This window comes from Nonomuraea sp. NPDC003560, assembly GCF_042878785.1.
GTDB lineage: Bacteria > Actinomycetota > Actinomycetes > Streptosporangiales > Streptosporangiaceae > Nonomuraea.
This window is the reverse complement of the sequence record NZ_JBIAOF010000009.1, coordinates 228,666-253,998: the sequence shown is the minus strand read 5'-3', so window position 1 is coordinate 253,998 and position 25,333 is coordinate 228,666. Positions and strand designations below refer to the sequence as shown.

General features: G+C 73.0%; 25 protein-coding genes. 10 read left to right on the top strand and 15 right to left on the bottom strand.

The features are described 5' to 3' along the window. Positions 1-23 precede the first annotated feature (23 nt). The 3 genes from ACFYUV_RS32390 to ACFYUV_RS32380 are packed head-to-tail and all read right to left on the bottom strand — an operon-like array spanning position 24 to position 2,434. A complete protein-coding gene (locus ACFYUV_RS32390; RefSeq protein ID WP_387675031.1) occupies positions 24-308 on the bottom strand; it encodes a DUF6204 family protein in 285 nt (94 codons plus the stop codon). Positions 309-320: 12 nt separating this feature from the next. Next, positions 321-959, bottom strand: a complete 639-nt coding sequence (locus ACFYUV_RS32385) for a TetR/AcrR family transcriptional regulator (RefSeq protein WP_387675028.1) — start codon at positions 957-959, stop codon at positions 321-323. A 47-nt stretch (positions 960-1,006) separates the two neighbouring features. Beyond that, positions 1,007-2,434: a LysR substrate-binding domain-containing protein gene (locus ACFYUV_RS32380; protein ID WP_387675025.1), complete on the bottom strand. Its 1,428-nt coding sequence runs from the start codon at positions 2,432-2,434 to the stop codon at positions 1,007-1,009. A gap of 70 nt (positions 2,435-2,504) precedes the next feature. Here ACFYUV_RS32380 and ACFYUV_RS32375 point away from each other — a divergent pair, with 70 nt between their 5' ends. Further along, positions 2,505-2,876 (top strand): YybH family protein, encoded by a 372-nt coding sequence (locus ACFYUV_RS32375; RefSeq protein ID WP_387675022.1) that lies wholly within the window; start codon positions 2,505-2,507, stop codon positions 2,874-2,876. Here ACFYUV_RS32375 and ACFYUV_RS32370 read toward each other — a convergent pair. Together ACFYUV_RS32370 and ACFYUV_RS32365 are read right to left on the bottom strand one after the other, a co-directional pair. Further along, on the bottom strand, positions 2,873-3,271 hold the full coding sequence (locus tag ACFYUV_RS32370; protein ID WP_387675019.1) for a sensor histidine kinase: 399 nt from the start codon (positions 3,269-3,271) through the stop codon (positions 2,873-2,875). The genes ACFYUV_RS32375 and ACFYUV_RS32370 overlap by 4 nt on opposite strands. 155 nt (positions 3,272-3,426) lie before the next feature. Beyond that, on the bottom strand, positions 3,427-4,392 hold the full coding sequence (locus tag ACFYUV_RS32365; RefSeq protein ID WP_387675016.1) for an SDR family NAD(P)-dependent oxidoreductase: 966 nt from the start codon (positions 4,390-4,392) through the stop codon (positions 3,427-3,429). Positions 4,393-4,445: 53 nt separating this feature from the next. On the opposite strand from ACFYUV_RS32365, the gene ACFYUV_RS32360 reads away from it, so the two are divergent. From ACFYUV_RS32360 to ACFYUV_RS32335, 6 genes are all read left to right on the top strand, one after another. Beyond that, positions 4,446-5,021 (top strand): TetR/AcrR family transcriptional regulator, encoded by a 576-nt coding sequence (locus ACFYUV_RS32360; protein ID WP_387675013.1) that lies wholly within the window; start codon positions 4,446-4,448, stop codon positions 5,019-5,021. A gap of 79 nt (positions 5,022-5,100) precedes the next feature. Then, on the top strand, positions 5,101-6,024 hold the full coding sequence (locus ACFYUV_RS32355; RefSeq protein ID WP_387675010.1) for an endonuclease/exonuclease/phosphatase family protein: 924 nt from the start codon (positions 5,101-5,103) through the stop codon (positions 6,022-6,024). Between the two features lie 173 nt (positions 6,025-6,197). After that, positions 6,198-7,094 carry a hypothetical protein gene (locus tag ACFYUV_RS32350; protein ID WP_387675007.1) on the top strand — a complete coding sequence of 299 codons (897 nt, stop codon included), beginning with the start codon at positions 6,198-6,200 and terminating at the stop codon, positions 7,092-7,094. Positions 7,095-7,250: 156 nt separating this feature from the next. Then, entirely contained in the window at positions 7,251-8,096 is an 846-nt protein-coding gene (locus ACFYUV_RS32345; protein WP_387675004.1) for a hypothetical protein, read from the top strand. Next, a complete protein-coding gene (locus ACFYUV_RS32340) occupies positions 8,093-9,076 on the top strand; it encodes a hypothetical protein (protein WP_387675001.1) in 984 nt (327 codons plus the stop codon). The genes ACFYUV_RS32345 and ACFYUV_RS32340 overlap by 4 nt, the downstream gene beginning before the upstream one ends. Positions 9,077-9,249: 173 nt before the next feature. Beyond that, positions 9,250-9,555, top strand: coding sequence for a hypothetical protein (locus ACFYUV_RS32335; RefSeq protein WP_387674998.1), 306 nt, complete (start codon positions 9,250-9,252; stop codon positions 9,553-9,555). Between the two features lie 97 nt (positions 9,556-9,652). Here ACFYUV_RS32335 and ACFYUV_RS32330 read toward each other — a convergent pair whose 3' ends face one another. Beyond that, complete coding sequence (locus ACFYUV_RS32330; RefSeq protein ID WP_387674995.1) at positions 9,653-9,997, bottom strand: hypothetical protein; 345 nt, start codon at positions 9,995-9,997, stop codon at positions 9,653-9,655. A gap of 149 nt (positions 9,998-10,146) precedes the next feature. Further along, positions 10,147-11,283, bottom strand: coding sequence for an FAD-dependent oxidoreductase (locus tag ACFYUV_RS32325; RefSeq protein WP_387674992.1), 1,137 nt, complete (start codon positions 11,281-11,283; stop codon positions 10,147-10,149). Positions 11,284-11,588: 305 nt separating this feature from the next. Here ACFYUV_RS32325 and ACFYUV_RS32320 point away from each other — a divergent pair, with 305 nt between their 5' ends. After that, on the top strand, positions 11,589-13,202 hold the full coding sequence (locus ACFYUV_RS32320) for a thiamine pyrophosphate-dependent enzyme (protein WP_387674989.1): 1,614 nt from the start codon (positions 11,589-11,591) through the stop codon (positions 13,200-13,202). Positions 13,203-13,219: 17 nt separating this feature from the next. Here ACFYUV_RS32320 and ligA read toward each other — a convergent pair whose 3' ends face one another. The 3 genes from ligA to ACFYUV_RS32305 form a co-directional block, all read right to left on the bottom strand. Beyond that, positions 13,220-15,295, bottom strand: coding sequence for an NAD-dependent DNA ligase LigA (gene ligA / locus ACFYUV_RS32315; protein ID WP_387674986.1), 2,076 nt, complete (start codon positions 15,293-15,295; stop codon positions 13,220-13,222). Between the two features lie 76 nt (positions 15,296-15,371). Further along, a complete protein-coding gene (locus ACFYUV_RS32310; protein WP_387674983.1) occupies positions 15,372-18,515 on the bottom strand; it encodes a BTAD domain-containing putative transcriptional regulator in 3,144 nt (1,047 codons plus the stop codon). Positions 18,516-18,591: 76 nt separating this feature from the next. Continuing rightward, complete coding sequence (locus ACFYUV_RS32305; protein WP_387674981.1) at positions 18,592-19,404, bottom strand: SDR family NAD(P)-dependent oxidoreductase; 813 nt, start codon at positions 19,402-19,404, stop codon at positions 18,592-18,594. 121 nt (positions 19,405-19,525) lie between these two features. Between ACFYUV_RS32305 and ACFYUV_RS32300 the strand changes: the two genes are divergently transcribed. After that, the gene (locus ACFYUV_RS32300) at positions 19,526-20,128 is read left to right on the top strand and encodes a TetR/AcrR family transcriptional regulator (RefSeq protein WP_387675585.1); all 603 of its coding nucleotides are present in this window, start codon (positions 19,526-19,528) and stop codon (positions 20,126-20,128) included. Between the two features lie 22 nt (positions 20,129-20,150). On the opposite strand, the gene ACFYUV_RS32295 is transcribed toward ACFYUV_RS32300, so the two are convergent. Then, positions 20,151-21,044, bottom strand: coding sequence for an alpha/beta fold hydrolase (locus tag ACFYUV_RS32295; protein WP_387674978.1), 894 nt, complete (start codon positions 21,042-21,044; stop codon positions 20,151-20,153). Between the two features lie 53 nt (positions 21,045-21,097). Between ACFYUV_RS32295 and ACFYUV_RS32290 the strand changes: the two genes are divergently transcribed. Then, a complete protein-coding gene (locus ACFYUV_RS32290) occupies positions 21,098-21,634 on the top strand; it encodes a helix-turn-helix domain-containing protein (protein WP_387674975.1) in 537 nt (178 codons plus the stop codon). 21 nt (positions 21,635-21,655) lie between these two features. Here ACFYUV_RS32290 and vph read toward each other — a convergent pair whose 3' ends face one another. The 4 genes from vph to ACFYUV_RS32270 are packed head-to-tail and all read right to left on the bottom strand — an operon-like array spanning position 21,656 to position 25,333. Then, complete coding sequence (gene vph, locus ACFYUV_RS32285) at positions 21,656-22,516, bottom strand: viomycin phosphotransferase (protein WP_387674973.1); 861 nt, start codon at positions 22,514-22,516, stop codon at positions 21,656-21,658. Positions 22,517-22,575: 59 nt separating this feature from the next. After that, complete coding sequence (locus tag ACFYUV_RS32280; RefSeq protein ID WP_387674970.1) at positions 22,576-23,571, bottom strand: N-acetylglucosamine kinase; 996 nt, start codon at positions 23,569-23,571, stop codon at positions 22,576-22,578. Continuing rightward, a complete protein-coding gene (locus ACFYUV_RS32275; RefSeq protein ID WP_387674967.1) occupies positions 23,568-24,590 on the bottom strand; it encodes a hypothetical protein in 1,023 nt (340 codons plus the stop codon). Before ACFYUV_RS32275 ends, ACFYUV_RS32280 begins: the two co-directional genes overlap by 4 nt. After that, positions 24,587-25,333, bottom strand: a complete 747-nt coding sequence (locus ACFYUV_RS32270) for a sugar isomerase domain-containing protein (RefSeq protein WP_387674965.1) — start codon at positions 25,331-25,333, stop codon at positions 24,587-24,589. Before ACFYUV_RS32270 ends, ACFYUV_RS32275 begins: the two co-directional genes overlap by 4 nt.

The following is a 25,333-nucleotide window of genomic DNA, read 5'->3' as shown; positions in this document are numbered from 1 at the left end:
GGGACGATATCCCAGATGCGGGATCAGCGGCGACCCTTCCGGCGGATCCTGATGTCCCGCATGTCGGTCACCGCGACCTGCAGCACCCGGTACGGCACCCCGTACGCCTCCAGCGCCGCGACCGCCCGCCCGGTGGCCTCGTGCTCACCGTCGTCCGGCCCGGCGGGCACCTGGCAGCGGAAGGTGAACGCCGACACGGTGCCGTCGTGGGTGAACGTGCCCTCCTCGGTGAACGCCGTGTCGTGCGCCGCCAGCACGGCGGCCCGCCCCTCCTCGTCGATCCCGTCGAACTTCCCGCGGATGGTCACCCGGAACAACGCTCAGCCCTCCCGTACGGCATAGGTCAGCAAGGGCTCGCCGAGCAGGCCCTCGGTCACGTCCAGCAGCTCCAGCACGGCCTCGGCGATGGCGTCGGGCCCCTGCCCGGCGGCCACCCGCCTGCCGACCTCGGCGTACACCAGCGAGTGCAGGCAGCCGATCTGCCAGGCGACGGCCCGCGGCAGCGGATCGCCCGGCTCGGCCCCCGTCTCCTCCGCCAGCGCGTCGGCGAGCGCGTCGGTCATCTGCCGGCCCAGCTCCTCCAGGCGCGCCCGCAGCGTGGGAGCGGCCAGCATCATCTCCAGCACCTGGCCGAACCCGGCCGTCAGCCCCAGGCTGCGCTCGCGCCCGCGCACCTCCTCGCGCAGGCGGCCCAGCACCGCCCGCGCCGCCGACACGCCCGGCGGGCGCTCGCGCACGATGTCGGCGAGCCGCTGCGGCGAGGCCTCCTCGGGCGGCAGCACGAGATCTTCCTTGGCGGTGAAGTAGTTGTAGAGCGTGTTCACCGACACCTCCGCCGCCGCGGCGATCTCGGCGATCGTGACCTGGTCGAAGCCGCGGTCGACGAACAGCCCGATCGCCACGTCGGAGAGGTGCCGGCGGGTCTTGCGCTTCTTGCGCTCGCGAAGCCCTTCGGTCATGACAGGACTCTACTGCAAAAATGAAATGGATTGCAGTTTTGGAGCCGTCATGGGGATTCGACGTCGGCGGCGAACCGGTCCCACGCCGCCTGGCGGGTGATGCCCAGGGCCTCGCCGATCCTGGCCCACGTCACGTTGCGGGCGCGCAGGATGGCCACCCAGGCGCGCAGGTCGCGTTCGGCCTGCTCAAGGGTGAGGGCCTGGCGGGGCAGGGAGGCCAGCACGTCGTCGTCGGACATGCCGGTCACGTACTTGTCGTCCGGGGCGGGGCCCCAGTGGACGCGCGAGCCGCCGTCGCCGGCCGGCGCGGGCTCGCCCTCCGCCTTGCGGAGCTCGGCCTGGACGATCTGCTGGCTCAGGTCGACGCAGGCGTCGCAGATGTAGACGCCGGGCCCGGCGACGACCTTCCTGGCCTCCTCGTGCGGCGTGCCGCAGAACGAACACCTCGTCGCCAGTTGCTCGACGGGCGTCATCTCGCGGATGCTCTCGTTGCGTGTCATCATGCTGTCAGCCTTCCCTTGACGGGCCGCCGTGTCAAGGGAAGCCTGACGAAGATCGGGCTCGCCGTCGTGACCGGCATCGCCATCGCCGTCGAGGCCGCCGGCGAACGCGCGGCGGGCGTGCGGCACGAGCGCCCGCACCGCCGGGCCGCCGCCCTCCCGCCACACCAGCGCGAGCAGCGCGGGCGTCCGCACGTCGTCGATGAGCAGCGCCGTGAGCCGGTCGCGGTGGAGCGCGGCCATCGACTCGCTGAGAATCGCCACCCCGAGACCGCGGACGGCCAGGCCGGCGATGGCGTCGGCGGCGCCGGCCTGCAGCGCGATCGGCGGCCGAAGCCCCTGGGCCGCGCACGCCTCGTCGAACACCGCCCGCAGCCCCGTGCCGCGCGGCATGCACACGATCGCCTGCTCGCGCAGGTCACGCAGGGCGATCCGGCCCCTCCGGGCCAGCGGATGCTCCGGCGGGACGGCCGCGACCAGCCGCTCGCTGACGATCGTCAGCGCCTCCAGTCCCTCGGGGACGCCGTTCGCGACGCCGATGAGCGCCAGGTCGAGCGCGCCGCCACGAACCCCCTCCACCAGCCTGTCGGAGTTGTCCTCCAGCAGGGACAGCTCCACGCCCGGATGCGCCCGGCGGAAGGCGGCCAGCGCGTCGAACAGGGGCGTGACCGTGCAGCCGAGCACCATGCCGACCGTCAGCGTGCCGCGGATGAGGTCGGTCACCTCGCCCACCGCCTGGCCCACCGCGCCGGCGGCGGCCAGCGCGGCGCGGGCGTGTTCGAGCGCCGCCTTGCCCGCGACGGTGAGCGTGGCCACCCGGGCCGACCGGTCGAACAACTCGGCGCCGAGCTCGCGTTCGAGCTGCCGGATCTGGGCGCTGACGCCCGACTGGCTGATGTGCACCCGCTCGGCCGCACGGGTGAAACTGCGCTCCTCGGCCACCGCGACGAAGTACTCCAGCTGCCTCAGTTCCATAACCTCAAATTGTACTACCCATCACAATCATCTGTTGGACTTCTGGAACGGAAGTCGGCAGGCTGGCACCATGACCGCATACGAGAAGGCCATGCAGCCCGAGGACATCACCCGTCTGTTCGTCGAGCGTTCCAACGCCGGCGACGCGGCCGGCGTCGCCGCGCTCTACGAGGAGGACGCCGTGCTGGCCTACCCACCCGGCAGCCGCACCGTCGGACGGGCCGCCATCCAGGAGCTGTGGGAGAAGGTGCTGGCCGGCCGCCCGCGCTTCGAGCCGGAGCAGCCGCTGCCGACGCTGGTCAGCGGCGACCTCGCCCTCACCTCGACCCCGCCCAAGGACGGCACGGGCGCCCGCGCCCAGGTCGTGCGGCGCCAGCCCGACGGGAGCTGGCTGCGCGTCCTCGACCAGCCCGAGTTCGTCCAGCCCGGCGAGCGCTCCTAGGCCGGGACGGCGCCGCTGACGGTGGCGCCCTCGCCGGGCACGCCGCGCACCGACAGGCGCCCGCCCAGCTCGGCGAACGCCGCGCGCATCCGGCCGACGCCGCCGCCCGGAGCCGTGGAGGCGAAGCCGCGGCCGTTGTCGCTGATCGTCAGGCGCAGGCCCTGGGGCCCGGCGGTCACGGCGAGCGAAGCGGTGCTCGCGCCGCTGTGGGCCTCGACGTTGGCCAGCGCCTCCTCCGCGACCGCCAGCACGGCCCGCCGCCACTCCGCCGCCACGGGACCGGCGGGCAGCGCCCAGATCTCCACGGTGATCCCCGTGCGCTCGGACCACCGGCCGCACAGGCTCTCCAGCTCGCCGGCCAGAGCCGGCCTGGCCTTGTCCATGATGCCCGTCATCGCATCTCCTCCGGACGCCCTTCCCCTTGAACGGGTGGGACTGCCCTGAGCATGGCGATCGGGGCGTTGAGCCTGAGTTGAGCCGTCGTTGAGCCCTCACCCGGGCACGATCGTCGAAGCGTAGCACCACGGCGTCGGCGACGAGGGGACGCTGGTCACCCGGAAGGCGTGCGGCCGGGCGCGAAGGGGTCCAGGCCGGTCAGGGCGGTGCTGGCGGCCCACAGCCGGGCCGCCAGCACGGGGTCGGCCATGTGCCCGCGCACCGGTTCGCGGGCCGGCAGGCCGCGCATCCCCAGCACCCTGGGCCCCCACAGCTCACCACCGCGTACGGACGGATCCAGCACGGCCCGCACCGCCGGCCACGCCGCGGCCTCCTTGCCCTGCAGCAGCAGCCCGGCGGGCAGGCCGCGCAGCCGCTCACCGGCGGTGCGCGGCCGGACCGGCCGCGAGGGCGTCAGGGAGTCCAGCGCGCCGCCGGGATGGGTGACCACGCTCGCCGTGGTGGCGCCCGCGGCGCGCAGGCGGCGGTCCAGCTCGAAGCCGAAGAGCATCTGCGCCAGCTTCGAGCGCGCGTACACCCGCTTGGGCCGGACGTCGCCGCGGCTCTGCAGGTCGTCCAGGTCCAGGGTCTCGGACCTGGCGGTGAGGCTGCCGGTGGTCACGACGCGGGCGGCGGGGGCGGCGGCCAGCAGCGGGGCCAGGTGCGCGACCAGCGCGAAGTGGCCGAGATGGTTGGTGGCGAACATCAACTCGTGGCCGTCCTTCGTCTCGCGCCGCGGCGGGTCGTCGAGCAGCACGCCGGCGTTGCACACGACGGCGTCCAGGCTCGGCAGTCCCAGCGCCGCGACGACGGCCCCGACCGAGGCGAGGTCGGCCAGGTCGAGCGGCACCTGCCGGACGCGCGCGCCGGGGACCCGGCCGCGGATGGACAGCGCGGCGGTCTCCGCCCTGGCGGGGTCGCGGCTGCCCAGGATCACGGTGGCGCCGGTGCCGGCGAGCTGCTCGGCCACGAAGTAGCCGATGCCGGCGTTGCCGCCGGTGACCAGGAAGTGCCTGCCCTGTGCGGACGGCAGGCGCCGGACGTCCCAGGGCGCGGAGGAGGAGGGCACGGGAGCGCTCATTTCTGTAGTCGCTATGAATTCAGAATCATTCTAGTTTTTGCTACGATGAGAGCATGACGACAGGACGCCGCGAACGCAAGAAGGCGCAGACCCGCAAGGCCCTGGCCGAGGCCGCGGTGCGGCTGTTCGCCGAGCACGGCTACGACGGCGTCACCGTCGCCCGGGTCGCCGACGAGGCCGACGTCTCCATCGCCACCCTGTTCGCGCACGTGCCCGACGGCAAAGACGCGCTGATCTTCGACGACGGCGACGAGCGGCACGTCTGGCTGGCCGCCGCCGTCCGCGATCGGCCCCCCGGGCAGAGCGTGCTGGCGGCCCTGCGGAACTGCCTGGCCGAGCGGGGGCCGTTCGCCGGCGACCTGCCTCCCGAGCAGCGGCGCAAACGCGACCTGATCGTGGGCACGCCCGCGCTGCGGGAGTACTCGCGCCGGCTCTGGATCGCCGCCGAGGGCCCGCTGGCCGAGGCGATCGCGGCCGAGACCGGGCGCGACCCCGCCGACATGACCGTGCGCGCGCTGGCCCGTTACGTGCTGGAGATCCCCGAGCTGGCCGGCGCCGAGCCCGATCCGCGCGCCGCCCTCGACGCCGTCTTCGACCTCCTGGAGTCCGGCTGGCGCGAGCGCGCCTGACGGCGGCGGGGCGTTGACGCGGCGGACCCGGCTCTGGTCCGCTGTACGTCACTGATCATCGACTTCGGGGAGCGAGCCCGTGTGGTTTCCCAGGCGCCTGGCCGCTGTGATCGTCTCGTCGGTCCTGACCGTCTCGGTCGTGCCCGGCGCGGCCCGAGCCGCCACGCCCGTCACCGTCTGGCACTGGAACGCGGCCGGCAACACGCTGAACCACGGCTCGACCGGCAACGGCATGGTCCGGGCCGCCGTGGGCTCGATCGTGGCGCGGGGCGCGACGCTCGTCTCGTTCAACGAGCTGTGCGCGAGCCAGTACCAGGCGCTGGTCACCGGCCTGCGGGAGGCCGGCTGGCCCGCTGACGACGGCAACTTCGCCCGGTTCGTCGCCACCTACCCCGCCCAGGCGGGAGGGCCGTGCGGCGGCGGCGAGTACGGCAACGCCCTGTTCAGCAAGCAGCCCCTGGGGGCCGCCGAGCGGATCACCCTGCCCGACGACGGCAAGACCGAGAAGCGGAAGATGCTCTGCGCCCCCCTGCAGTCCCGCCCCGGCCTGCGGTTCTGCGTCACGCACACCACCTACGTGGACGCCTACCGCGCCGCCCAGCTCGACGCCGTGCTGACCAGGCTTGAGGCGTACCACGCGGCCGGTGACACGGTGGTCGTCGCGGGCGACTTCAACCTGCCGCCCGACGCCGCCCGTCTGAACGGCTACTACTCCCCCACCGTGAACACCCCCAACAACGGCGGCAACACCGGCCGCTACCACGAGCTAGACGACGCCGACGCGGGCAACTGCCCCGGCTACGGCGAGCTGACCGTCAGCACGCCGGACGGCAAGGGCCCCTGCGGCTCGGGCACGAAGCTCGACATGATCTTCGCCAGGGCCGACCGGATCAGCGGCGCCTACGCGGCCGACTCGCTCGCCCCGGCGACCACGTGCACCGGCAATCCGGGCGGCCTGTGCTCCGACCACCGCGTGCTGGTCGGGACCGTCACCCTGTCGTGAGCACGGCCGTGGCCCACCCCGGGGAGCACGGGGCGGGCCACGGCCTTTCCGGCAGGCGGACGCTCACCGCCCCGGCCCCCCGCTGACAGGGCGCTGTCAAACAGCGGCCATCCACCTTGTCGGGCAGGTCGCGCGGGCGCACAGTCAAGGCACATCACCGCCCAGGAGGATGGATGAACGGAAGACCTGCCCCCCACCGTCACGCCACGACCGCGGTAAGACGTCTCTTATCCGCTGGTCTGGCCGTGTTCGCCGCCGCCTTCCTCGTCGCGACCCCCGCCGGGGCCCTGGCGCTGCCGACGGCCAAGGAGCTCGTGTCGAGCCTCGACCTCGACTGCTTCAAGACCACGACGTACCAGCCGCCGGCCGTCGCGCTGTCGTTGCGACACATCAACCCGGTGCTCGCCAACCAGCCGCCCGTGCAGGTCACGCTCGGCCCGCGTGAGCAGCTCTGCGTGCCGGTGGCCAAGAACAACGTCATCCCGCCGTCTCCCGCGCTCGACTTCGTCAGGTACGTCGACCTGTCCTGCTACCGGGTGACCGGCCCGCAGATCAACCTGCCCCTGTCGCTGCGCCACCTCAACCCCGTCCTGCAGGGCCTGCCGGGCCTCAGCGTCACGCTGAGCTCGCCGCAGCAGCTGTGCGTGCCGGTCAGCAAGAACGGCGTCGTCCCGCCGCCGGACGTCCTGAACGTCGTCTCGCACATCGACCTGCTGTGCTACGCGCACACGCCGAACCCGTCGATGAACAAGGCGCTGAACCTCACCCAGCTCAACCCCGTCCTGGTCAACCAGATCCCGCCCAGGACCGTGCAGGTGGCCGCCGCCCGTCAGCTCTGCGTCCCGGTGCAGAAGAGCGGCGACCAGATCCCGGCGGACGTGTTCGCCCTCGTCCGCTGGGTCGACCTGGAGAAGTTCGACGTCTCCAGCCCGGCGACCCCCATCGTGGGGCTGACACTGAAGCACCTGAACCCGGTGCTGGCGAACCTGCCCGCCGAGGAGCTGCGGCTCAGCGGCGCCTCGCAGCTCGCCGTGCCCGTCTCCAAGAACGGCGCGGTGCCGCCGGCCTGACGCACCCGGCCGGGCCGCGACCACCGGCCCGGCCGCCTTCCGCCCCGATCCCGGACAAAGGATTCCCCAGCTTCGCATCGTCCGGGAGTGGCGTCCGCCTGGCAGCGGTATGACCTGTTTCCGACAGGTCGTGGAGCATTCGGGGGAACGGTGGGGATGTCCTGGCGGGCGGTGGCGACGGTGCTCGCCGCCGTGGCGCTGACCGGCGGTTGCGGCGGCGGCAGCGGTCCGGACGGTTCGGGGGCGGGCGAGGCCGGGCCCAGCGCGCCCAAGCAGGCCCGGCCCGTCATCACGCCGGACACCCCGATCGTCCCCGACGACGCCGACGAAGCCGGCGACCTCCCCGACCCCACCATGCAGGTGGGGATGGACTGCCAGAAGGTCTTCCAGAAACAGGACTTCGCCGGGCCGGCGGCGCAGAAGATCAACCAGGTGGCCGCCGACCCCCGCAGCTCCGACAGCGAGAAGGCGGTGGCCAACGCCTGCGGCGCGGTGATCAACGCGAACACCGGGAACTGGGACAAGTCGGTTGAGCAGGCCGATGTCGCGAACAAGCTCCGGGCGGAGATGCCGGAACAGCTGCGCCGCCCGATGTTCGCCATGCTCGACCAGGCGGAACTGGAGAGCGCCGCCGCGCGGGGCGAACGCGACAGGGTCCTGCGGGTCATCGCCCGCATCGAGCGGGAGGGCGGCCAGGTCCCGGACGGCTACCTCAGGAACGCGTGCGCGGTGGTGTCCGGCGCCGAAACGCTCCCGGAGTGCGCGACGATCACCGCCTCGCCCGGCCCCCCGCAGCCCTCGTCCGAGTCTTCGTCCGAGTCTTCGTCCGGGCCCTCGCAACCGTCGGAGCCCGCCGGGCCTTCGCCGGGCGAGCCGTCCTCCGAAGCGCCCGGCACCGAGCCGCCCGGCGAGCCGCCGGACACCGGCGGCCAGACCGGGGCGCCCGGCGACAATCCCGAGCCGCCGCCGGAGGAGACCGGCCCGGCGCCGGGCCCGTCGTGACCGCCCCACCGCCCGCCGCCGAACCCCCGGACGACGACGGCGGCGCCGGCCAGGACGCGTCCCGCCTGTGGCGGATCCTCGCCCACGTCGTGACGCCGACCACCTTCATCGCCGCCATCATGGTGTACTTCGGGGCGGTCCGCACCAACACCATGTACGCCCGCCTCGGCGTGGACCAGAGCATGCTGGGCCTGTCCCTGCAGGACTACGCGCTGCGCAGCGTCACGCTGGCGGCAGAGCCGCTGATCCTCGTCCTGGTGGTGGCCCTGGTCGCGCCGCCCGCGCACGCGTGGCTGACCCGCTCCGCCGAGCGGCATCCTCCCTTCGCCAAGTGGGCGGTCAGGGTCATGGCCGCCGTCGGAGTGGCCGGCGCCGCGGTGGGCATCGGGAGCCTGGCCGGATGGAGACTGCTGCCGCCCTACGCGAGCCTGAGCGAATGGAGATCGCTGCCGCCCTACGCGGGAGTGGCCGGATGGAGGCCGCTGCCGGCCTACGCCATGCCCCTCTGCCTGGGGCTGGGCGTCTTCCTGCTGGTCTACGGCTCCGCCCTGCGGCAGCGGCTCGACCCGCGCCACAGGCCCTCCGCCACCGACCAGCTCGTCCGGCGCACGCTGTGCATGGCCTTGTTGCTGTTCCTGCTGCTGTGGGGGATCACCCTCTTCGCGCAGTCACGCGGAGAGCGGGAGGCCGACCGGATGAGGGCCGGCATGCGCAGTCTGCCGAGCACGGTGGTCTACGCGGCCCGGCGCCTGAACCTGGAGGGGCCGGGCATCACCGAGACCGCGCTGCCCGACCCCGGCGCGATGTACCGCTTCCGCTACACCGGCCTGCGCCTGCTGATCAACTCCAACCAGCGGTACTTCCTCCTGCCCGCCTGCTGGATGTCCGATCCGTCGGCGCGGGCGATCGCCCTGCCCGCCGACGAGTCGCTGCGCCTGGAGTTCGGCGTGTTCCGGATGCCCCCCGACTGCCCGCCCTGACCGCCCGCCCCGGCCGACCGCTGGTCGCGGTCACACACCGATATGCACGTACGGCGCCCAGAACATCGGGCTGCCGAAACGGGCGGTGCCGCGCAGGGCTGGCGTTCGTGTCACCCGCGAGCGCGGCAAGCCTTCCCGATCGCCTGTATGGCTGCGGGCGGGGAGATTTCTGCGTGCATTCGACAGAGGTCGTCTCGAAGGCAACGAAGATCGGCATCGGCCGGGGCGAGGACTGGTCGGCCATCGGGGTGCTCTTCAGCCCCTATAAGAACGTCCGGTCCTTCTTCAACTACGACTGGCCCGCCACCGAGGACCACGTCGTGGTCTCGTTCGTCGATTCGGCCGGCCAGAGCGGGTCGATGTGCGTTCACCGCGCTGAGGACGGTGACGCCGGGGTGGGACATGAGACCTACCCTCTGCCGGTGACCGTCACCAAGATCGACTGGGTCAACAGCGCCCAGGGGCCGTGCTGGGGGTAGGCCGCATCCGCCGGGAATCCGGCGGATGCGGCCTGTGCGGCCAGCGCTCCCACGGCCGCCGCGGTGCGCGTGGTCGCTGCCCTCAACGACTGGCTCGTCATTCTTTGACCGTGGGATACGTGGTGGTCACGCCGCTGTCGGCGTCGTAGGAGTCGGACAGTTCGATCGTCGATGGTTTCAGGTCGTGGACCGCGTGTCTGCACTCGATCTCGAAGGCGATCTCGGTAGGGGTGCTGCCGACTTCCTTGAGATAGAGCTCCAGTCGCTGGTTCAACTGATCTGTCTCATCTATGTCGTACAAGGTGACGAGGCCGCCTGCGACGAGGGCGTCGAGCGAGTCCGTGACCGGCGTGAATCCGCGGAGCATTTCGCACTCGATCATCGCCAGGTCCGTGGAGGGCTGCGACGAGTTGAGAAGGCGGGCAGTGATGTGCAGGATCACTCTCTCCCCCTTCTCCGCTGTGTCGTCCGGTCCGGGCAGGTGCCACGGCTCGCCGTCCTGGGTGAGACACTTGACTTGGACGCTGAATCCCTGAACTGTCTGAGTCATTGACGCCTCGTCACTTCCTGTGGTTGCTGACATTCCCGCGTTCAGTTCTCGGCGTCATGGGCGATCGACAGTCTCGGATCGACCAGGCGCTCGTTGCGCGGATGGTGAACGTGGAAGTCCGGCATCGGCATTGCGGGCCCCTGGCCGAACACGCCGGCCATGTAGTCCACCAGGTCTTTGCATTTGTCGGGATCGAACACCTCGTGGTCGTTCTCCTCGACGGTGCCCCCGATGACGACATGGTCATGGCGCGGGAACATGTACCCCTTCTGCCCGTACAGGTATTCCAGGTTCACCTGCGGCCGCAACATCGCGAGCTGTCCTCGGTACGAGATCATGTTGTTGTCGTTCCACAATTCCTTCGCGCCGAGCCCGGTGCAGTTGATGATGACTTTCTGCGTCAGGGACGTGAGCACGTCCGTGCTGTTGATGAATCTCCGGCTCACGAACATGACGCCGCGCGCCCTCAGGTCGCGTTCCAGCCTGGGAATGAGGATCGGCGGTTCGACGAGCAACGTCCGGTACCTGTATCCGGAGGTGTTGTGTCCTTGGAACGGCAGGCGCGGGAGATATTCGCGCGGCGGCAGCAGTCCCGGCACGAGTTCATGCACCACGTCGATGCCCGAGGTGGGGCGGACGCTGTAGTTGTCGACCTCGGACACGCCGAAGCCCTTGCCGATGCCGGCCTTGAACATCGTGTAGGCGGTCGCGAGGATGTACTGGAACTCCTGCACCTTGGCGAAGTCCTTGGAGTACTCCAGGATCGACGCGGCCCATTGGCCGCCGGCCTTGTACGACGTGGTCTCGACCGGCTTGCGGTCGGAATAGATCGTGACGTTCAGCCCGAGGTCGAGCAGCAGGGTCGCGGCGGTCATTCCCATGACGCCTGCGCCGATCACCGCGATCTCCCTCTCGATGACATGGGTATCGGCCTGACGTTTGAGGACCATGTCTCGTACCGCGGCGGCGCAGCCCCAGCTCAGCGTGATGCCTCCACCGCCGTGGCCGTAGTTGTGGATGACGAACCTGTCGCCAAGCTCCTCTCCTTCGAGCCGATACGAGTGCGTGCGGTAGGGCCTCAGACCCGCGAGGCACGCGCCCGGCTGATGGGGATCGAAGGTGAAGTCCGGAGTGGGCAGGTTGGCGGGTGTGCTCACTCCACGCTCGTCCAGCAGCATGTCGGGCTCCGTTGATCAGATGCTTGGCCATCGGTACGCATACCCGTGCAGGCGTCCGGCCCTTACCCGGACTCCAACGCTTGACCGGCCTCTGGACGACTGTTTCCAAGGCGGCGACGACGTCCGGCCGTGCCGCACGTGGACGCCTTGACCTGCGGAAACACCCGCCCTGAGTAAGGTCAAGGCACGGCTCCCGTGCGTTCGCCCGGCCGGCTGCGCGGGTAGGCGTCCCAAACGGCCGGACGATCCGCGCCTATCCCTTTCGACTGATCTGCCGTACGGCGGGCATGCCCAGGAGTGTCATCGTGCCCTTCACCGTTGCCGACTACATCCTCAAGCGGCTGAGCCAGCAACAGGTCGACACCCTGTTCGGTGTGCCCGCCGCATATGGTGCCCCGCTGTTCGACGCGGTGGGCGCGCACCACATCACGCCGGTGGTGACCGCCACCGACCTCGAAGCGGGATACGCGGCCGACGGTTACGCGCGAACGAAGGGCCTGGGCGCCGCCGCGGTGGCCAACGGCGTCGGCATGCTCAGCATGATCAACGCCATCGCCGGCGCGTTCGTCGAGCGCAGCCCGGTCGTCGTCGTGAACGGCGGCCCGAGCGCCGCGAACCTGGCCAACCTGAAGAACCTGGACGTCCTGTTCTCGCACTCGACCGGCCAGCCGGACGGAGACCTCAACGCCTACCGGCTGGTCACCGCGAGCGCGGCCCGCGCCGGGCAGGCCGCCGACGTGCCCGCCCTGGTCGACAGCGCGATCTCGACGGCGATCAGGAAGAAGCGGCCGGTCTACATCGAGATCGATCGGACCATCTGGACGGCGGCCTGTACGCCCCCGGCCGGCGCGCTGCCCGTCACCAATCCGGCGGCGGGCACGGAGCAGCAGCTCGCCACCACGATCGTGGGCCTCGTGCGCGCCGCCACGAAACCCGTGCTCCTGCTGGGCGTCGAGGTCCAGCGTTACGGACTGGCCGACAAGGTCGCCGCCCTGATCGCCAAGCTCGGTGTCCGCTGGTCGACCCAGGTGCTGGCCAAATCGGTGCTGTCCGAACAGGACGACGGCTGGGTCGGGGTCTTCGCCCCGCCGAGCAGCCAGCCCCCCGAGGTCCGGGACGCGGACCTGATCGTGATGCTCGGCTGCGTCTTCCCCGGCAGCTACGCCGCGTTCATCCGGGACAACACCGACCACCTCGTCACCGCCTACGACGGCAAGGTGAAGATCAAGAACGGGAGCAAGCAGAACGCGGACATCACCGCCCTGGTGACCGCACTCGTGGCCGAGGCGGCGAAGGAGGCGCCGGTTCCCATCTCCGCGGCCGTCGACCCGGCCCCGCCCGTCGCCACCGGCCCGCTGACCTACGCTCAGGTGTTCGACCGCGTCGGTGCCGCCCTGGACGCCTCATGGCTGGCGATGCCGGACACCTTCCTCGGCGGCGCCTCGGCGGCGAGCCTGCCGGTCAAAGGCCGCGACGGGTTCCTGAGCAGCGCCGTGTGGGCCTCCATCGGCCATTCCGTGGCCGCTGCCGTCGGCGCGTCCTTCGGGTCGAGCAGGCGTCCTCTGGTCATCTGCGGCGACGGCGGCTTCCACATGACCGCCCAGGCACTGTCCACGTTCGTACGCTATGACCGCGACCCCGTCGTCGTGGTCATCGACAACGGCATCTACGGCCTGGAGCAGTACCTCATCGACTCGGACTACTTCACCAACCCCGGCGTGACGCCGAAGCCCTACGTCCTGCTCAACCAATGGGACTTCGTCCAGTTCGCCAACGCTCTGGGCGTGCGGTCCACGTACTCCGTGGACACCGCGGCAGAGCTCGACCAGGCGCTCGCCACCGTGAAGGCGTCGGCCGGCGCCCCGGCGCTGATCGTCGCGAAGGTCGACTCGCGCGGCCTGCCCGCAGTGCTGCCCTGAACCTCTGGCTCATGAAGCTACAGAAAGGTGCTGACAAGTTCGGCGAACTCCTCCGGCGTCACCATCCGCACGCCCAGGCTCTCGGCCTTGGCCCGCTTGGAACCGGCCTTCTCCCCGGCCACCAGCAGCGACGTCTTGGCCGAGACGCTGGAGGACGCCTTGCCGCCGGCCCGCTCGATCAGCTCGTTCATCTGGTTGCGGCTCAACGCCTCCAGCGTGCCGCTCATCGCGCCGGTCACCACGACCGACATCCCGGCCAGCGGCAGCCCGGACCCGCCGCCGGTCTCCGGGGCGCCGGGCTCGGCGGGGGGCGTCCAGCCCGGCTCGGCCATGTTCACGCCCGCCTGGACCAGCTTGTCGATCAGCGGCCCGACCTCGATCAGCTCGGCCACCACGACCGGCGCCTTCTCCGGGCCGATGCCCTCGACCGCCTGGATCGCCTCGGCGTCGGCGGCCCGGATGGCCTCCATCGAACCGAAGTGCCGGGCGATCCGGCGGCTCATCGACCGGCCGGTGCCGCGGACGCCGAGCGCCGCGAACACCCGGCTCAGCGGCCGGCTCTTGGCCTGCTCGAAGGCGGCCAGCAGGTTGTCGGTGCTGGTCTCGCCCATGCGCTCCAGGCTGAGCAGCTGCTCGCGGGTCAGGAAGAACAGGTCGGCGAAGTCGGCGATCAGACCGGCGTCCAGCAGCTGCTTGATGCGGTTCTCGGCCAGGCCCTCGATGTCGAGCTGGTCGCGTCCGGCGGCGTAGACGATGGAGGCGATCGCCCGGCAGGCTCGCCCGCGCACGCACCGCCACCGTTCCTGCGAGCTGTCGATGGCGTCGCCGCAGGACGGGCAGACCTGCGGGATCGGGATCGGCCGCTCCTCGCCGGTGCGCAGGTGCACCACCGGCGACTCCACGCGCGGGATCACGTCGCCCGCCTTGTAGACCACCACGCTGTCGCCCAGCATCAGGCCGCGCCGGGTGATGTCGGCGACGTTGTGCAGGGTGGCGTAGGTGACGACGCTGCCGTCGAGCTCGACCGGCTCCAGCACGGCGCGCGGGGCGATGATCCCGGTGCGGCCGGTGTTCCACTCCACCCCGACCAGCTTGGTGATCTTCTCGGTGGCGGGCAGCTTGTAGGCGGTCGCCCAGCGCGGCGCGCGCGAGCTGAACCCGGCCTCGGCCTGGTCGGAGGCCAGGTCACACTTGATCACGATGCCGTCGATGCCGAACGGCAGCCCGGCGCGGGCCGCGGCGATCTCGCCGACGCGCTCCTGCACCCGCTCCAGCGTGTCGGTGACGATCCCGGCGACCGCGGTGGCGGCCGTGGTCTGCACGCCCTGACCGGCCACCCACTCCATGACCTGGCTGTGCGGCAGGTCGCGCAGGCGCGTCGCCAGCTCGGAGTCGTCGCCGGGCGCGGGCAGCGCGCCGTAGCCGAAGAACGTCAGCTCGCACACGTACGGCCGGTCCTGGGCGCGCAGCGTGCCGGCGGCGGCGCTGCGCGGGTTGGCGAACGTGGTGCCGTCGTGCGCCGAGCGCTTGGCGCACGCCTCCTCGAACTGCGACGTCGTCATCATGACCTCGCCGCGCAGCTCCACCGTGACCGGCTCGGCCAGCCGCTCGGGCAGGCCGACGATGGTGCCGATGGCGTGCGAGACGTCCTCGCCCGCGGTGCCGTCGCCCCGGGTGACGAGCTGGGCCAGCCGGCCGCCGCGGTAGCGGGCCGAGATGGCCAGGCCGTCGAGCTTGGGCTCGACGCTCCACGCCGTGACCGGACGGCCGAGCCTGCGCTCGACCGAGGCGGCCCAGTCGGCGAGCTGCTCGGCGCCGAACACGTTGTCCAGGCTGAGCATCGGCACGGTGTGCGGCACGTCCCCCACGACCGCGCCGCCCGCGACCTTGCCCGTCGGCGAGGTCGGCAGCACCTGCTCGGGATGGGCCTCCTCGTACGCCTGGATGCCGCGCACCAGCCGGTCGTAGGCGTCGTCGTCGAGGGTGGAGGTGCCGTCGGCGTAGTAGGCGGCGGCGGAGTCCACGGCGAGCTGCACGGCCTCGGCGTAGGCCGTGTCATCAGCGAGGACGGTGAAAGGGGGCGTCTCGGTCATGCCATAACAATGCCGTCCGCAACCGACAATTCCGAACCAAGGGCCCCGGCCGGGACCGGGTGACCGCGCCCGGTGTTCAGCGGGCGAGGGTGATCTCGGCCAGTTCGCGGAAATCGCGGCGGCGGCCGTCGAGGTCCGCCGCGGCGAACGCGGTCTCGCCGAGGCGCTCGCGCGCCTGTCCGGCGATGCGGGCGGCGTCCGGCAGCGAGCGGTCCGGCGTGCCGCGCACCGCCTCGCTGGCCGCGATCAGCCGGACGGCCTGCTCGTCCTGGCCCTCGCGCAGCGCGACGTCGGCGATCCCGACCAGCGCCTCGGCGATGGTCGGCGGGAACATGTTCTCCACGGCCGCGTCGAACGCCCTGCGCCGGTAGGCGCGCGCCTGCTCGACGTCGTCGGCGAGGTAGCCGTACAGGTCCATGATCGTGGAGCGGACCGAGCCGACCATCTCATCGTTGGGCAGCACCGCCTGGACGGTGGCCAGGTGCTCGCGCACCTGGTCCGCCTCCCCGCGCCAGCGCGCCAGCTTCGCCTGACCGAGCGCCAGTTCGGCGAGGGAGTCCGGCCAGACGATCCCGTCGGCGTGCCGCTGGGCCTCGGCCATGGCGGCGGCGCTGGCCCGCTCGTCGCCGAGCAGCCAGTGCAGCTGGGCCAGCCGGGCCCACACGCCCACGACGTCCTCGGTCGCGCCCACCTCGGTCTGCGCCACGGCGCCCTCTTCGTAGTACTCGCAGGCACGGGCGAACTCGCCGCGCATGGCGAGCCGATCGGCCAGGAAGGTCAGCGCCAGGGAGATGCCCATGCGGTCGCCCATCGCGCGGAACTCGGCGAGCGCGGTCTCGGCGTCGAGATCGACGTCGGTCTCGTCGCCGCCGAGCGTGAGCCGGAACCGGCCGCCGGCCAGCCTGCCCTGCGCCCGCACCCAGGGGTCGGCGTCGGCGATCAGCGGCTCGAACGCGGGCAGGAACGCCGCCGGGCCCTGCAGCGTGCGCTCCAGCAGCGCGGCGAACCCGAGCAGCGGTTTGCGGGACCCGCTGCGCACGGCCAGCCGGTGGGCCTCCTGGATCCACTCCCGCGCCTGGAACTGGTCGCCGCCCACGCCGGACGTCACGAACATGGTCACCATGAGGTAGGCCATCGCCCGCACCTCGTCGGGCACCTCGCCCTCCAGCGCGGACGCGGCGATGCTCAGCTCGGCGCCCTCGGCCCGGTGGCCGCTGAGGAACCAGTAGTAGCCGGCCGCCCCGACCAGCCGCATCGCCTCGTACGCCCACCCCTCGGCGATCGCCCCGCGCAGGGCCGTGATGATGTTGTCGTGCTCGGCGTCGAGCACGGCCAGCCACTCCAGCTGCTCGGCCCGGCGCAGGTGCGGGTCGGCGGTCTCGGCCAGCTCGGTGAAGTGGGCCAGGTGCGCCCGCCGCGCCGCCTCGGACTCCCCGGCCTCGGCCAGCCGCTGGGCCGCGTACTCCCTGATGGTGTTGAGCATCCGGTAGCGCGGGGCGCCGTCGTCGTCGGCCAGCAGCAGCGACTTCTCGGTGAGCGCGGTCAGCACGTCGAAGACCAGCTCACCGGCGGACGCCTCGTCGCCGCACACGCGTTCGGCCGCCTCCAGGCTCGCCCCGCCGGAGAACACCGACAACCGGCGCAGCACGCCGCGCTCGGCCTCGCTCAGCAGGTCCCAGCTCCAGTCGACGACCGCGCGCAGCGTCCGGTGCCGGGCGAGCGCCGTACGGCTGCCGCTGGTCAGCAGGCGGAACCGGTCGTCGAGACGGCGGGCGAGCTGGTCGACCGACATCGTGCGCAGCCGGGCCGCGGCCAGCTCGATCGCCAGCGGGTTGCCGTCGAGCGCCCGGCAGATCCGCGCCATGGCCGCGAGGGTGGGGGCGTCGGAGCCGATGTCCTTGCGCACCAGGTCCGCGCGGTCGCGCAGCAGCCGCACCGCGGGCGAGGAGCCGCTCTCGGCCGGCGAGGCGCCCTCGACGGGCAGCGTGAGCGGCTCGACCTGCCACAACACCTCGCCGGTGATGCCGAGCGGCTCGCGGCTCGTCGCCAGGACGCGCAGGCCGCGGCACTCGCCCAGAAGCCGGTCCGCGAACGACGCGGCGGCCTCGATGACGTGCTCGCAGTTGTCCAGGATGAGCAGGATCGAGCGGTCGCGGATGGCGGTGATGAGCCGGTCCATCGGGTCGCCGCCGCGCCCGCCGCCGAGCATGCCCTGGTCGCGCAGGCCGATCGTGGTCAGGGCGGCCTGCGCGAGCTCGCCGCCGGCCCGGACCGGGGCCAGCTCGACGAGCCAGGCGCCGTCGGGCAGCTCGGGGAGCATCGTACGGGCGGTCTCGGTGGCCAGCCGCGTCTTGCCGGAGCCGCCCGCCCCCGTCAGGGTGACCAGGCGGTACCTGGTGGCCAGGTCGGCGACCGCGGAGACGTCGTCGTGCCGGCCGACGAAGCTCGTCAGCTCGGCGCGCAGGTTGGTCCTGCGGTTGTCCGTCCGCTCCCCCACCTCGCCGCGCAGCAGCGCGGTGTGCAGCTCCGACAGCTCGGCCGACGGGTCGGCGCCCAGCTCGTCGGCCAGCCGCTCGCGGGTGCGCTGGTAGAGGGTCAGCGCCTCGTTCCCGCGGCCCGCCTCGGCCAGCGCCCGCATCAGCGCCGCCACGAACCCTTCGCGCAGCGGGTACGCGGCCACCAGCCCGGTCAGCTCGGTGACCAGCTCCGCGCCCCGGCCGAGCCGCAGGTCGGCGTCGATGCGGTCGCCGAGCGCGGCGACGTGGAGGTCGTCGAGCCGGGTGACCACGGCGTCGAAGGCGTCGCTGTCCTGCATCGCGATGTCGGCCATGGGGGCGCCGCGCCACAGCTCCAGGGCACTGCGCAGCAGGTCGGCGCGGGCGGCGGGCGCGGCGGCGCGGGCCTGGACGATCAGCTGCTCGAAGCGGCACACGTCCACCGCCTCGCGCGGCACGGCCAGCCGGTAGCCGCCGGAATCGGCCTCGATCACGCCGTCGGGCAGCACCCTGCGCAGCCTGGACACCAGCGCCTGCAGGGCGTTGACCTCGTCGGCGGGCGGCCGCTCCCCCCAGATCCAGTCGATCAGCCGCGCGCGCGTGACGATCCGGCCGGGCTCCAGGGCGAGCGCGGCGAGCAGCGCGCGCAGCCGGACACCAGGGACCTCGACCACGGCCCCTTGGGCGTTCCGGACCTCGAAGGGCCCCAGCAATCCGACTCGCACACCGCAATTGTGCCGGAACCAGGACAACGCCTGGCCCATCCCCGCCCGTCCGCCCCCTGGAAGCGGTCCCCCGGGGTCAGCCGTCGGCCTTGCGGCTGAGGTGCTCCCAGGCGCGGTACTCCGCGGCGCGGGCCTCGTCCATCTGCTGGACGAGGTCGTACGAGCGGCTGCCGACGATCAGCCGGCGCGGCGGATCGGGCAGGTCCACGAGCTCCATGACGACGGGCGCGGCGTTGCTCGGCGGCGGGCCCGCGTCCTCGCCCCACATGGCGGCCAGCTCGGCCCGCAGCCCGTCGTAGACCGGGTCGGGCTCGGTGGCCGTGGTGCCCAGCGTGAACAGGCCGGTGTCGTAGCCGCCCATCTGCAGGTTGGTGACCTTGACGCCGAACGGCGCGAGCTCCATGGCCAGCGCCTGGGTGACCGAGTCGAGCGCCGACTTGCCCGCCGCGTACAGGCCGACCGAGGCCATGCCGCCGCCCGCGCCCATCGAGGTGACCTGGAGGATGTGCCCCGACCCCTGGGCCCGCAGGTACGGCGTCACCGCCTGGGTGACCCAGATCGCGCCGAACAGGTTCACGTCGAAGTGCGCCCTGATCTGCTCCTCCGTGGCCTCCTCCAGCATGCCGAAGAGCATGCCGCCGGCGTTGTTGACCACGACGTCGAGCCTGCCGAACGCGGCCGCCGCCTGGTCCACGCCCTCCCGCACCGCGGCGCGGTCGGAGACGTCGAGCGGCAGCCGGACGAGCGCGCCCGGGTGCCGGGCCTCCAGCTCGGCCAGCGGGCCGACGTCGCGGGCGGCGGCCACGACGCGGTCGCCCCGGTCCAGGGCCGCTTCGGTGAACGCCCTGCCCAGCCCCCGGGACGCACCCGTGACGAACCATACGCGCATGCGCTCTCGCCTCCTTCTCGGTTCAAGACGAGACGGTCCGTCTCGCCGCATGCCCATCAGTGTGCCAGCAGGGACCGGTGACTTGTCAAGACGGACCGTCTCGTCTCGTTGATGGGCTATGATGGGCGGCGTGAAGCAGCCCGATCCCGCGCGCCGCAGCGAGCGCTCCCGGCAGGCGATCCTCCGGGCCGCCAGGGAACTGGTGTCCGAGGTGGGTTACGCCAAGGTGTCCGTCGAGGCGATCGCCGCGCGGGCCGGCGTCGGCAAGCAGACGATCTACCGGTGGTGGCGGTCCAAGGGCGCCGTGGTCTTCGACTCCTTCCTCGCGCTGAGCGAGGGCGGCCCCGGCGACGAGGGCGTGACGCTGCCCGACACGGGCGACATCGAGGCCGACCTGAAGACCGTCATGCGGGCCACCGTGGCGGAGTTTGCCGACCCCGGCTTCGAGGCCCCGATCCGGGCGCTCAACCTGGAGATCGTCGCCGACCCCGAGCTGGCCGCCCAGTACCGTGAGAAGCTGGCGGGCCCGGTCGACGAGGCCAAGAAGGCCCGCCTGCGCAGCGCCCAGCGGGCCGGCCAGCTCGCCCCCGACGCCGACCTCGACCTCGCGCTCGAACTGCTCTACGCCCCCCTCTACCAGCGCTGGCTCCTGCGCTCCGGCCCGCTCACCCCGCAGTACGCCGACGCGCTGGTCGACCTGGCGCTCAAGGCGCTGCGTCCCTGAGCCGCGGTCGGGTCCCCGAGTCTCACAGGACCCGCAGCAGGTCGGCCAGCGCCTGGAGCACGGCGTCACGTCGTTCCTCGTGCAGCCAGCCGTGCCCGGCGTCGTCCAGCACCCGGTGCTCGCCGCGCGGGAAGGAGGCGGCCAGCTCGGCGTGCAGGGCGAGCTTGCCGGCGTTGATCTCCCGCAGCACGTCCTCCGGCCAGAGCTGGGACTGGGTGGCGTCCGCCCCCATGGCCGACAGCACGATCACCGGCACGTCGGGCGCCGGCGGCGCGGCCCTGAGCTCCGCCGAGACCTCGTCGTAGAGGTTGCGGCCCTCCAGCCAGCCGGTGCGCCAGGCGGTCAGGTGGTGGTCGATCAGGGCCTCGCGCACGTCGTCCGGCCAGGCGGCCAGCAGCCGCTCGACGGCCGGGCGGGCGGCGTCGAGCTGCTCCGGCGTCGGGTCCGGGAGGGCCTGCTCGCGCATCTGGTCGAGCATCTCGCGCGCCTGCCGGGGCGCGCGGGCGGCCATGTCCTCATGGAAGGGGTCGAGCAGCAGCAGCGCCGCGACGTCGCCGGGGAAGCGGCGGGCGTAGTGGCGCGCGTACGCGCCGCCCAGGGAGTGACCGGCCAGCACGTACGGGCCGCGCACCCCCGCCGCCGCCAGCGCCGCGCGCAGCTCGTCGGTCACCTCGGCCGCGGTGCGGGGCAGCTCGACCGGCTCGCTCCAGCCGGTGCCCGCACGGTCGTAGAGCACGCTGGTCGTCAGCTCGGCGGCGCGGTCGTGCACGTTGAGGTAGTCCAGGCCGACGGCTCCGGCGCCGGGCAGGAACACCACGGGCGGGCCGCCGGCGCCCGAGCGGTGCAGCATGATCCGGCGACCGCCGACGTCGTGCAGGCGGCCCAGCGGAGGGGCGTCCAGGGCGTGGTGGGTCATGATCCGTCCTTTCTCAGGTTTGAGAAAGGTAGCAGGTGTGAGATCGTACGTCCATGGACACGGTGGACCTGCTTCTGCACCCCGTACGGCTGCGCATCGTGCACGCCATGGCGGGCGGCCGCACGCTCACCACCTCCGACCTGTGCGACCTGCTGCCCGACGTCTCCAAGGCCACCGTCTACCGGCACGTCGGCCTGCTGGCCGAGGGCGGCCTGCTCGACGTGGAGGGCGAGCAGCGCGTACGAGGAGCCGTCGAGCGCCGCTACCGGCTGCGCCCGGCGCGGGCGGCCATCGACGCCGACACCGCCGCCGCGGCCTCGCGGGACGACCACCGCCGCGCGTTCGCCGTGGCCATGGCGGCCCTGCTGGCCGAGTTCGGCGCCTACCTCGACCGCGACCAGGCCGATCCGGCCGCCGACCTGGTCGGCTACCGGCAGCACGCCGTCTGGCTCACCCCGGACGAACGCGCCGCGCTGATCGCCGACCTGCGCGCCGCGCTGCTGCCCAGGATCGCCAACCCGCCCACGCCCGAGCGCACCCGCCACCTGATCAGCCCGATCCTGTTCCCGGCCGAGGAGCCGTCCGCCTGAGCCCCGTTCTCCCGGACGAGTTCAGCGGTAGCCGGCCAGGCCGTCCGCCAGTTCTTCCTCGTCACCGTCCCGATGCGCGGACAGGGCCTGCTGCAGGGCGAAGGACGCGCGGATGACGGCGATGCGGGCGGCCGTCGCGCCGTCCGACCAGCCTCCCAGCCTCAGCACCCGATCCAGGAAAGGCGTGCCGTAACCGGCCCCGACGGCCGCCAGGTCCTCGGCGGGATCGCCGATCGTCACCTCGTCCCAGTCGATCACCCCGCTGAGCACCGGCAGCCCGTCGTGGTGCTCCCACAGGACGTTCTCCGCGCCGAGGTCACCGTGCACCACGGCCTCGGTGAGGTCGGGAAGTCCGTCGAGCGCCGCGAGCTCCCGCTCGGCCCGCTGACGCCCGCGCCCGGACATGAGCCCGAACAGCTCGGCGCGGACGCCCGCCGTGAACTCCCGCCATCGATCCCGCGGCGCCGGCAGCGCCGCCCGCACGTCGTCCTCCGCGCCGATCCTGGCCAGTTCGCGCAGCAGCGTGACGTACTGCGCCGCCGCGGCCTCGGCCACCCGGGGATCTTCGAGGTCTCCGGGCTCCAGCGGGGCTCCGGGAACGCGGCTGAGGACCAGGAACGGCGGCTCGTCCGTGCCGGGAGCGCCGGCCTCCGGCAACGGCCGGGGCGTGCGGAAGCCGAGATCGAACCCGGCGAGCAGGCGCAGGACGGCCGCCCGCTGCGGCAGCCGGGCGGCCGCGGCCCCGGTGCGCGGCAGGCACACGACCCGATCCGCGCCGATCACCACCTGGTGGAACTGCCCTTGGCGAACGGTGAGCCGCTCCGCCTCGACGCCCGGCAGCAGCCGGCTCAGCAGAGCACGATCCATCTGCGGGACCTGCATGTGGTGCGAACCGTCCTTTCCGCGGCACGGGCGCGATACCCGCCGACCCGGTCACAGTACTAGCGGGGCGGCGGAAGGGCCGTGAAGCGTTCGTGGGCGGCCTGGTCGCCCAGCCGGTCGAGGGCGGCCAGCCAGCACGCCCCGGCCGTGGCGTCGCGGGCGGTCGTCACCCGCCGCCCGGCCAGCCGGGCCAGGACGGCGGCGCGCACCGGGCCGTCCGCGGTCAGCACCCCGCCCGCCAGCACCAGCGGCCCGTCGCCGGACAGCCGGGCCGCCGTCGCGGTCAGCCGCCGGGCGGCCTCGGCGACGATGCCGGCCGCGCACTCGTCCCCCGCGGCGGCCGCCCGCGACACCAGCGGCGCGGCGGCGGCCACGAGCATCCGGTCGGCCTGGGCCAGCCGGACGATCCGGTCCGCCCGCCGCCGCGGCTCGCCCGTCACCCCGAAGTGCGCACTCACCAGATCCACCAGCGGCCCGTACGGCAGTCCGGGGCCCTCAGCGCGGCCCATGCGGCCCTGGGGACGGTCCCGGACGTGATCCGAGGGATCGCCGGGCCGGTCCAGGGCGCGGACGGTCGCGCGCACCCCCGCCCGGCCGATCCAGAACCCGCCGCCCTCGTCGCCCAGCAGCCAGCCGAGCCCGTCGGCCACCGCGGTCACCGTCCGGCCGGAGAAGCGGGCCGCCGCGGCGCCCGTCCCGGCCAGCAGCAGCGTGCCGGACGGCGCGGCGGTCCCGGCCGCGTAGGCGATCTCCACGTCGCCGACCATGCGCGGCGGCGCGGCGATGCCGCACTCGGCCCAGGTCCGGCCCAGCGTCGCGGCGAAGGCGTCGTCGCCGCCCGCCACGCCGGCCACCGAGGCGGCCACCAGCGAGGGGTCCAGGCCGTCGAGCGCGCGGCGCAGGGCCTGCCCGACCGCCAGGCGGGCCGCCGCCGGCCCGTGCGCGGCCGGGTTGCCGGGACCGGCGATGCCGTGCCCGAGCCTGGTGCCGTCCGCCGCGTGCACGGCGGCGCGGGTGGTGGTGCCGCCGGCGTCCACCCCGGCGAAGAGCGTCACCGGACCAGCCGCGCCGCGCCGGGCGCCAGCGTGAGGGTGGCGCCGCACGCCTGGTAGGAGCCGGTCGCCGGGTCGAACGCCTGCGTGATCCCGTCGAGCGTGACCTCCGCCGGCCGGTCGAAGCGGGCGTTGCAGACCAGCCGCCGCTCGCCGTAGTGGCCGACCAGGACGTCGCCGGCGTGCTCGGCCGACGTCCACCCGGTCAGCTCGGCCGCCACCGGGCGCAGCCAGCGGGTGTTGAGGTCCCGCACGACGCCGTAGCGCTCGGTCGGCACGCCGTCACCGCCGATGAGCGCCGGCTGGAAGCCCTCGCCGCGCGCCGGGTCGGGCGTCCAGTAGGTGAAGTACTGGATGCCGGTGTACCCGTAGGCCAGGGCGGTGTTGACCTGCCAGGCCAGCTCGGCGGCCGACGGCTCGCGGTGGCCGTCGTAGGCCAGCGTCTGGACGTACATCCAGGCCGGCAGCCCGGCCCTGCGGGCGTGCTCGCGCACGGTGGCCAGGTCGGCGAGGTAGCCCTCGTCGAACCCGCCGGCCAGGAACGGGTACCGGTCGAACGACAGCACGTCCGGCCGGACGACCCGGGCGAACTCCCCCACGTACGCGTCGTAGGGGCCGGTGGCGTGGCTCGGCAGCAGGTTGGCGTAGGCGAACGCGCCGGCCGCCCGCGCGGCGGCGACCCCGGCCGCCAGCCGCGGGAACTGCCCGGCCACCGGCTCGTCCATGAGGCTGAGGCCGCGGAAGGAGCGGAACGGGCGGTAGTCCTCGACGACCTGGGCGATCAGCGGCGCCGGGTCCACGTCCAGGTCGCGCATGAGCACGTCCACCCGCGGGTCGGAGGCGACCAGCATGCCGAGCCCGGCCTCCTCGGCGCGGGCCAGGGCGTGCCGCAGGATGACCCGGTCGCTCAGGTAGTTGCCGGTGATGACCAGGTCGATCCCGGCCTCGGCGATCTCCCGGTAGCGGGCGGCCGTCGTCTCGTGGGGCGGGGGCGGCCAGAAGGCGGCGATCGTCAGGGTCACAGCGCGCCCGTCCTGATGCGGCCGGCGTAGCGGGCCACCAGGGCGTCGTTGTGCGCGTCGGAGCCTGGGATGTTGGCCGACAGGTAGACCGGCGGGACCGTGCCGTCCGCCTGGAGCTCGCCGATCGCCTCGGCCACCATGAGCTGCACGATCAGCGCCGAGGTGATCGAGGAGATGCCGCAGACCGGGCCGTGCTCGGTCGGCAGGACGGCGTCGCCGTACGGGGCCAGGTTGTCGATCACGATGTCGGCCAGCTCGAACAGCCGCTCCCCCGACGGATGCCGCGAGGTGATGGCGGTCGAGTGGGCCAGCGAGGTGATCGCGACGAGCGGCAGGCCGCGCTCCTTGACCAGCCGGGCCATCTCCACGGTCGAGCCGTTGCCGCCGGAGTTGGAGGCGATCACGAACGCGTCGGAGTCCTCCACCGTGTGCAGGGCCAGCACCTGGTGGGCGGTGCGCGGGTCGCGCTCGGCCAGCGGGTCGAACGCGCCGGGATCGGCCGAGCCCAGCACCACCGGGTCGCGCAGGGTGAGCCGGTTGGTCGGGATGAGCCCGCCCGCGCGCCCCGCCACCTCCAGCGCCACCGCCTCCGAATGTCCCGTGCCGTAGGCGTGCAGGACGCCTCCGGCGCGCACGGTCGCCGCGACCAGTGCGCCCGCGCGCCTGATGGCGGGCAGCTGCTCGGCCATCAGCCGGTCCAGCCGCGAGCGCGTCTCGTCGGCGAAGGCCATCACAAGATCCAT

Coding starts and splice junctions, on each gene's coding strand:
- ACFYUV_RS32385 (WP_387675028.1), bottom strand. CDS start 959: ATGACCGAAGGGCTTCGCGAGCGCAAGAAGCGCAAGACCCGCCGGCAC.
- ACFYUV_RS32345 (WP_387675004.1), top strand. CDS start 7,251: ATGTCCTGGCGGGCGGTGGCGACGGTGCTCGCCGCCGTGGCGCTGACC.
- ligA (WP_387674986.1), bottom strand. CDS start 15,295: ATGACCGAGACGCCCCCTTTCACCGTCCTCGCTGATGACACGGCCTAC.
- ACFYUV_RS32375 (WP_387675022.1), top strand. CDS start 2,505: ATGACCGCATACGAGAAGGCCATGCAGCCCGAGGACATCACCCGTCTG.
- ACFYUV_RS32350 (WP_387675007.1), top strand. CDS start 6,198: ATGAACGGAAGACCTGCCCCCCACCGTCACGCCACGACCGCGGTAAGA.
- vph (WP_387674973.1), bottom strand. CDS start 22,516: ATGCAGGTCCCGCAGATGGATCGTGCTCTGCTGAGCCGGCTGCTGCCG.
- ACFYUV_RS32270 (WP_387674965.1), bottom strand. CDS start 25,333: ATGGATCTTGTGATGGCCTTCGCCGACGAGACGCGCTCGCGGCTGGAC.
- ACFYUV_RS32380 (WP_387675025.1), bottom strand. CDS start 2,434: ATGGAACTGAGGCAGCTGGAGTACTTCGTCGCGGTGGCCGAGGAGCGC.
- ACFYUV_RS32365 (WP_387675016.1), bottom strand. CDS start 4,392: ATGAGCGCTCCCGTGCCCTCCTCCTCCGCGCCCTGGGACGTCCGGCGC.
- ACFYUV_RS32305 (WP_387674981.1), bottom strand. CDS start 19,404: ATGCGCGTATGGTTCGTCACGGGTGCGTCCCGGGGGCTGGGCAGGGCG.
- ACFYUV_RS32360 (WP_387675013.1), top strand. CDS start 4,446: ATGACGACAGGACGCCGCGAACGCAAGAAGGCGCAGACCCGCAAGGCC.
- ACFYUV_RS32325 (WP_387674992.1), bottom strand. CDS start 11,283: ATGCTGCTGGACGAGCGTGGAGTGAGCACACCCGCCAACCTGCCCACT.
- ACFYUV_RS32295 (WP_387674978.1), bottom strand. CDS start 21,044: ATGACCCACCACGCCCTGGACGCCCCTCCGCTGGGCCGCCTGCACGAC.
- ACFYUV_RS32290 (WP_387674975.1), top strand. CDS start 21,098: ATGGACACGGTGGACCTGCTTCTGCACCCCGTACGGCTGCGCATCGTG.
- ACFYUV_RS32370 (WP_387675019.1), bottom strand. CDS start 3,271: ATGACGGGCATCATGGACAAGGCCAGGCCGGCTCTGGCCGGCGAGCTG.
- ACFYUV_RS32300 (WP_387675585.1), top strand. CDS start 19,526: ATGGGCGGCGTGAAGCAGCCCGATCCCGCGCGCCGCAGCGAGCGCTCC.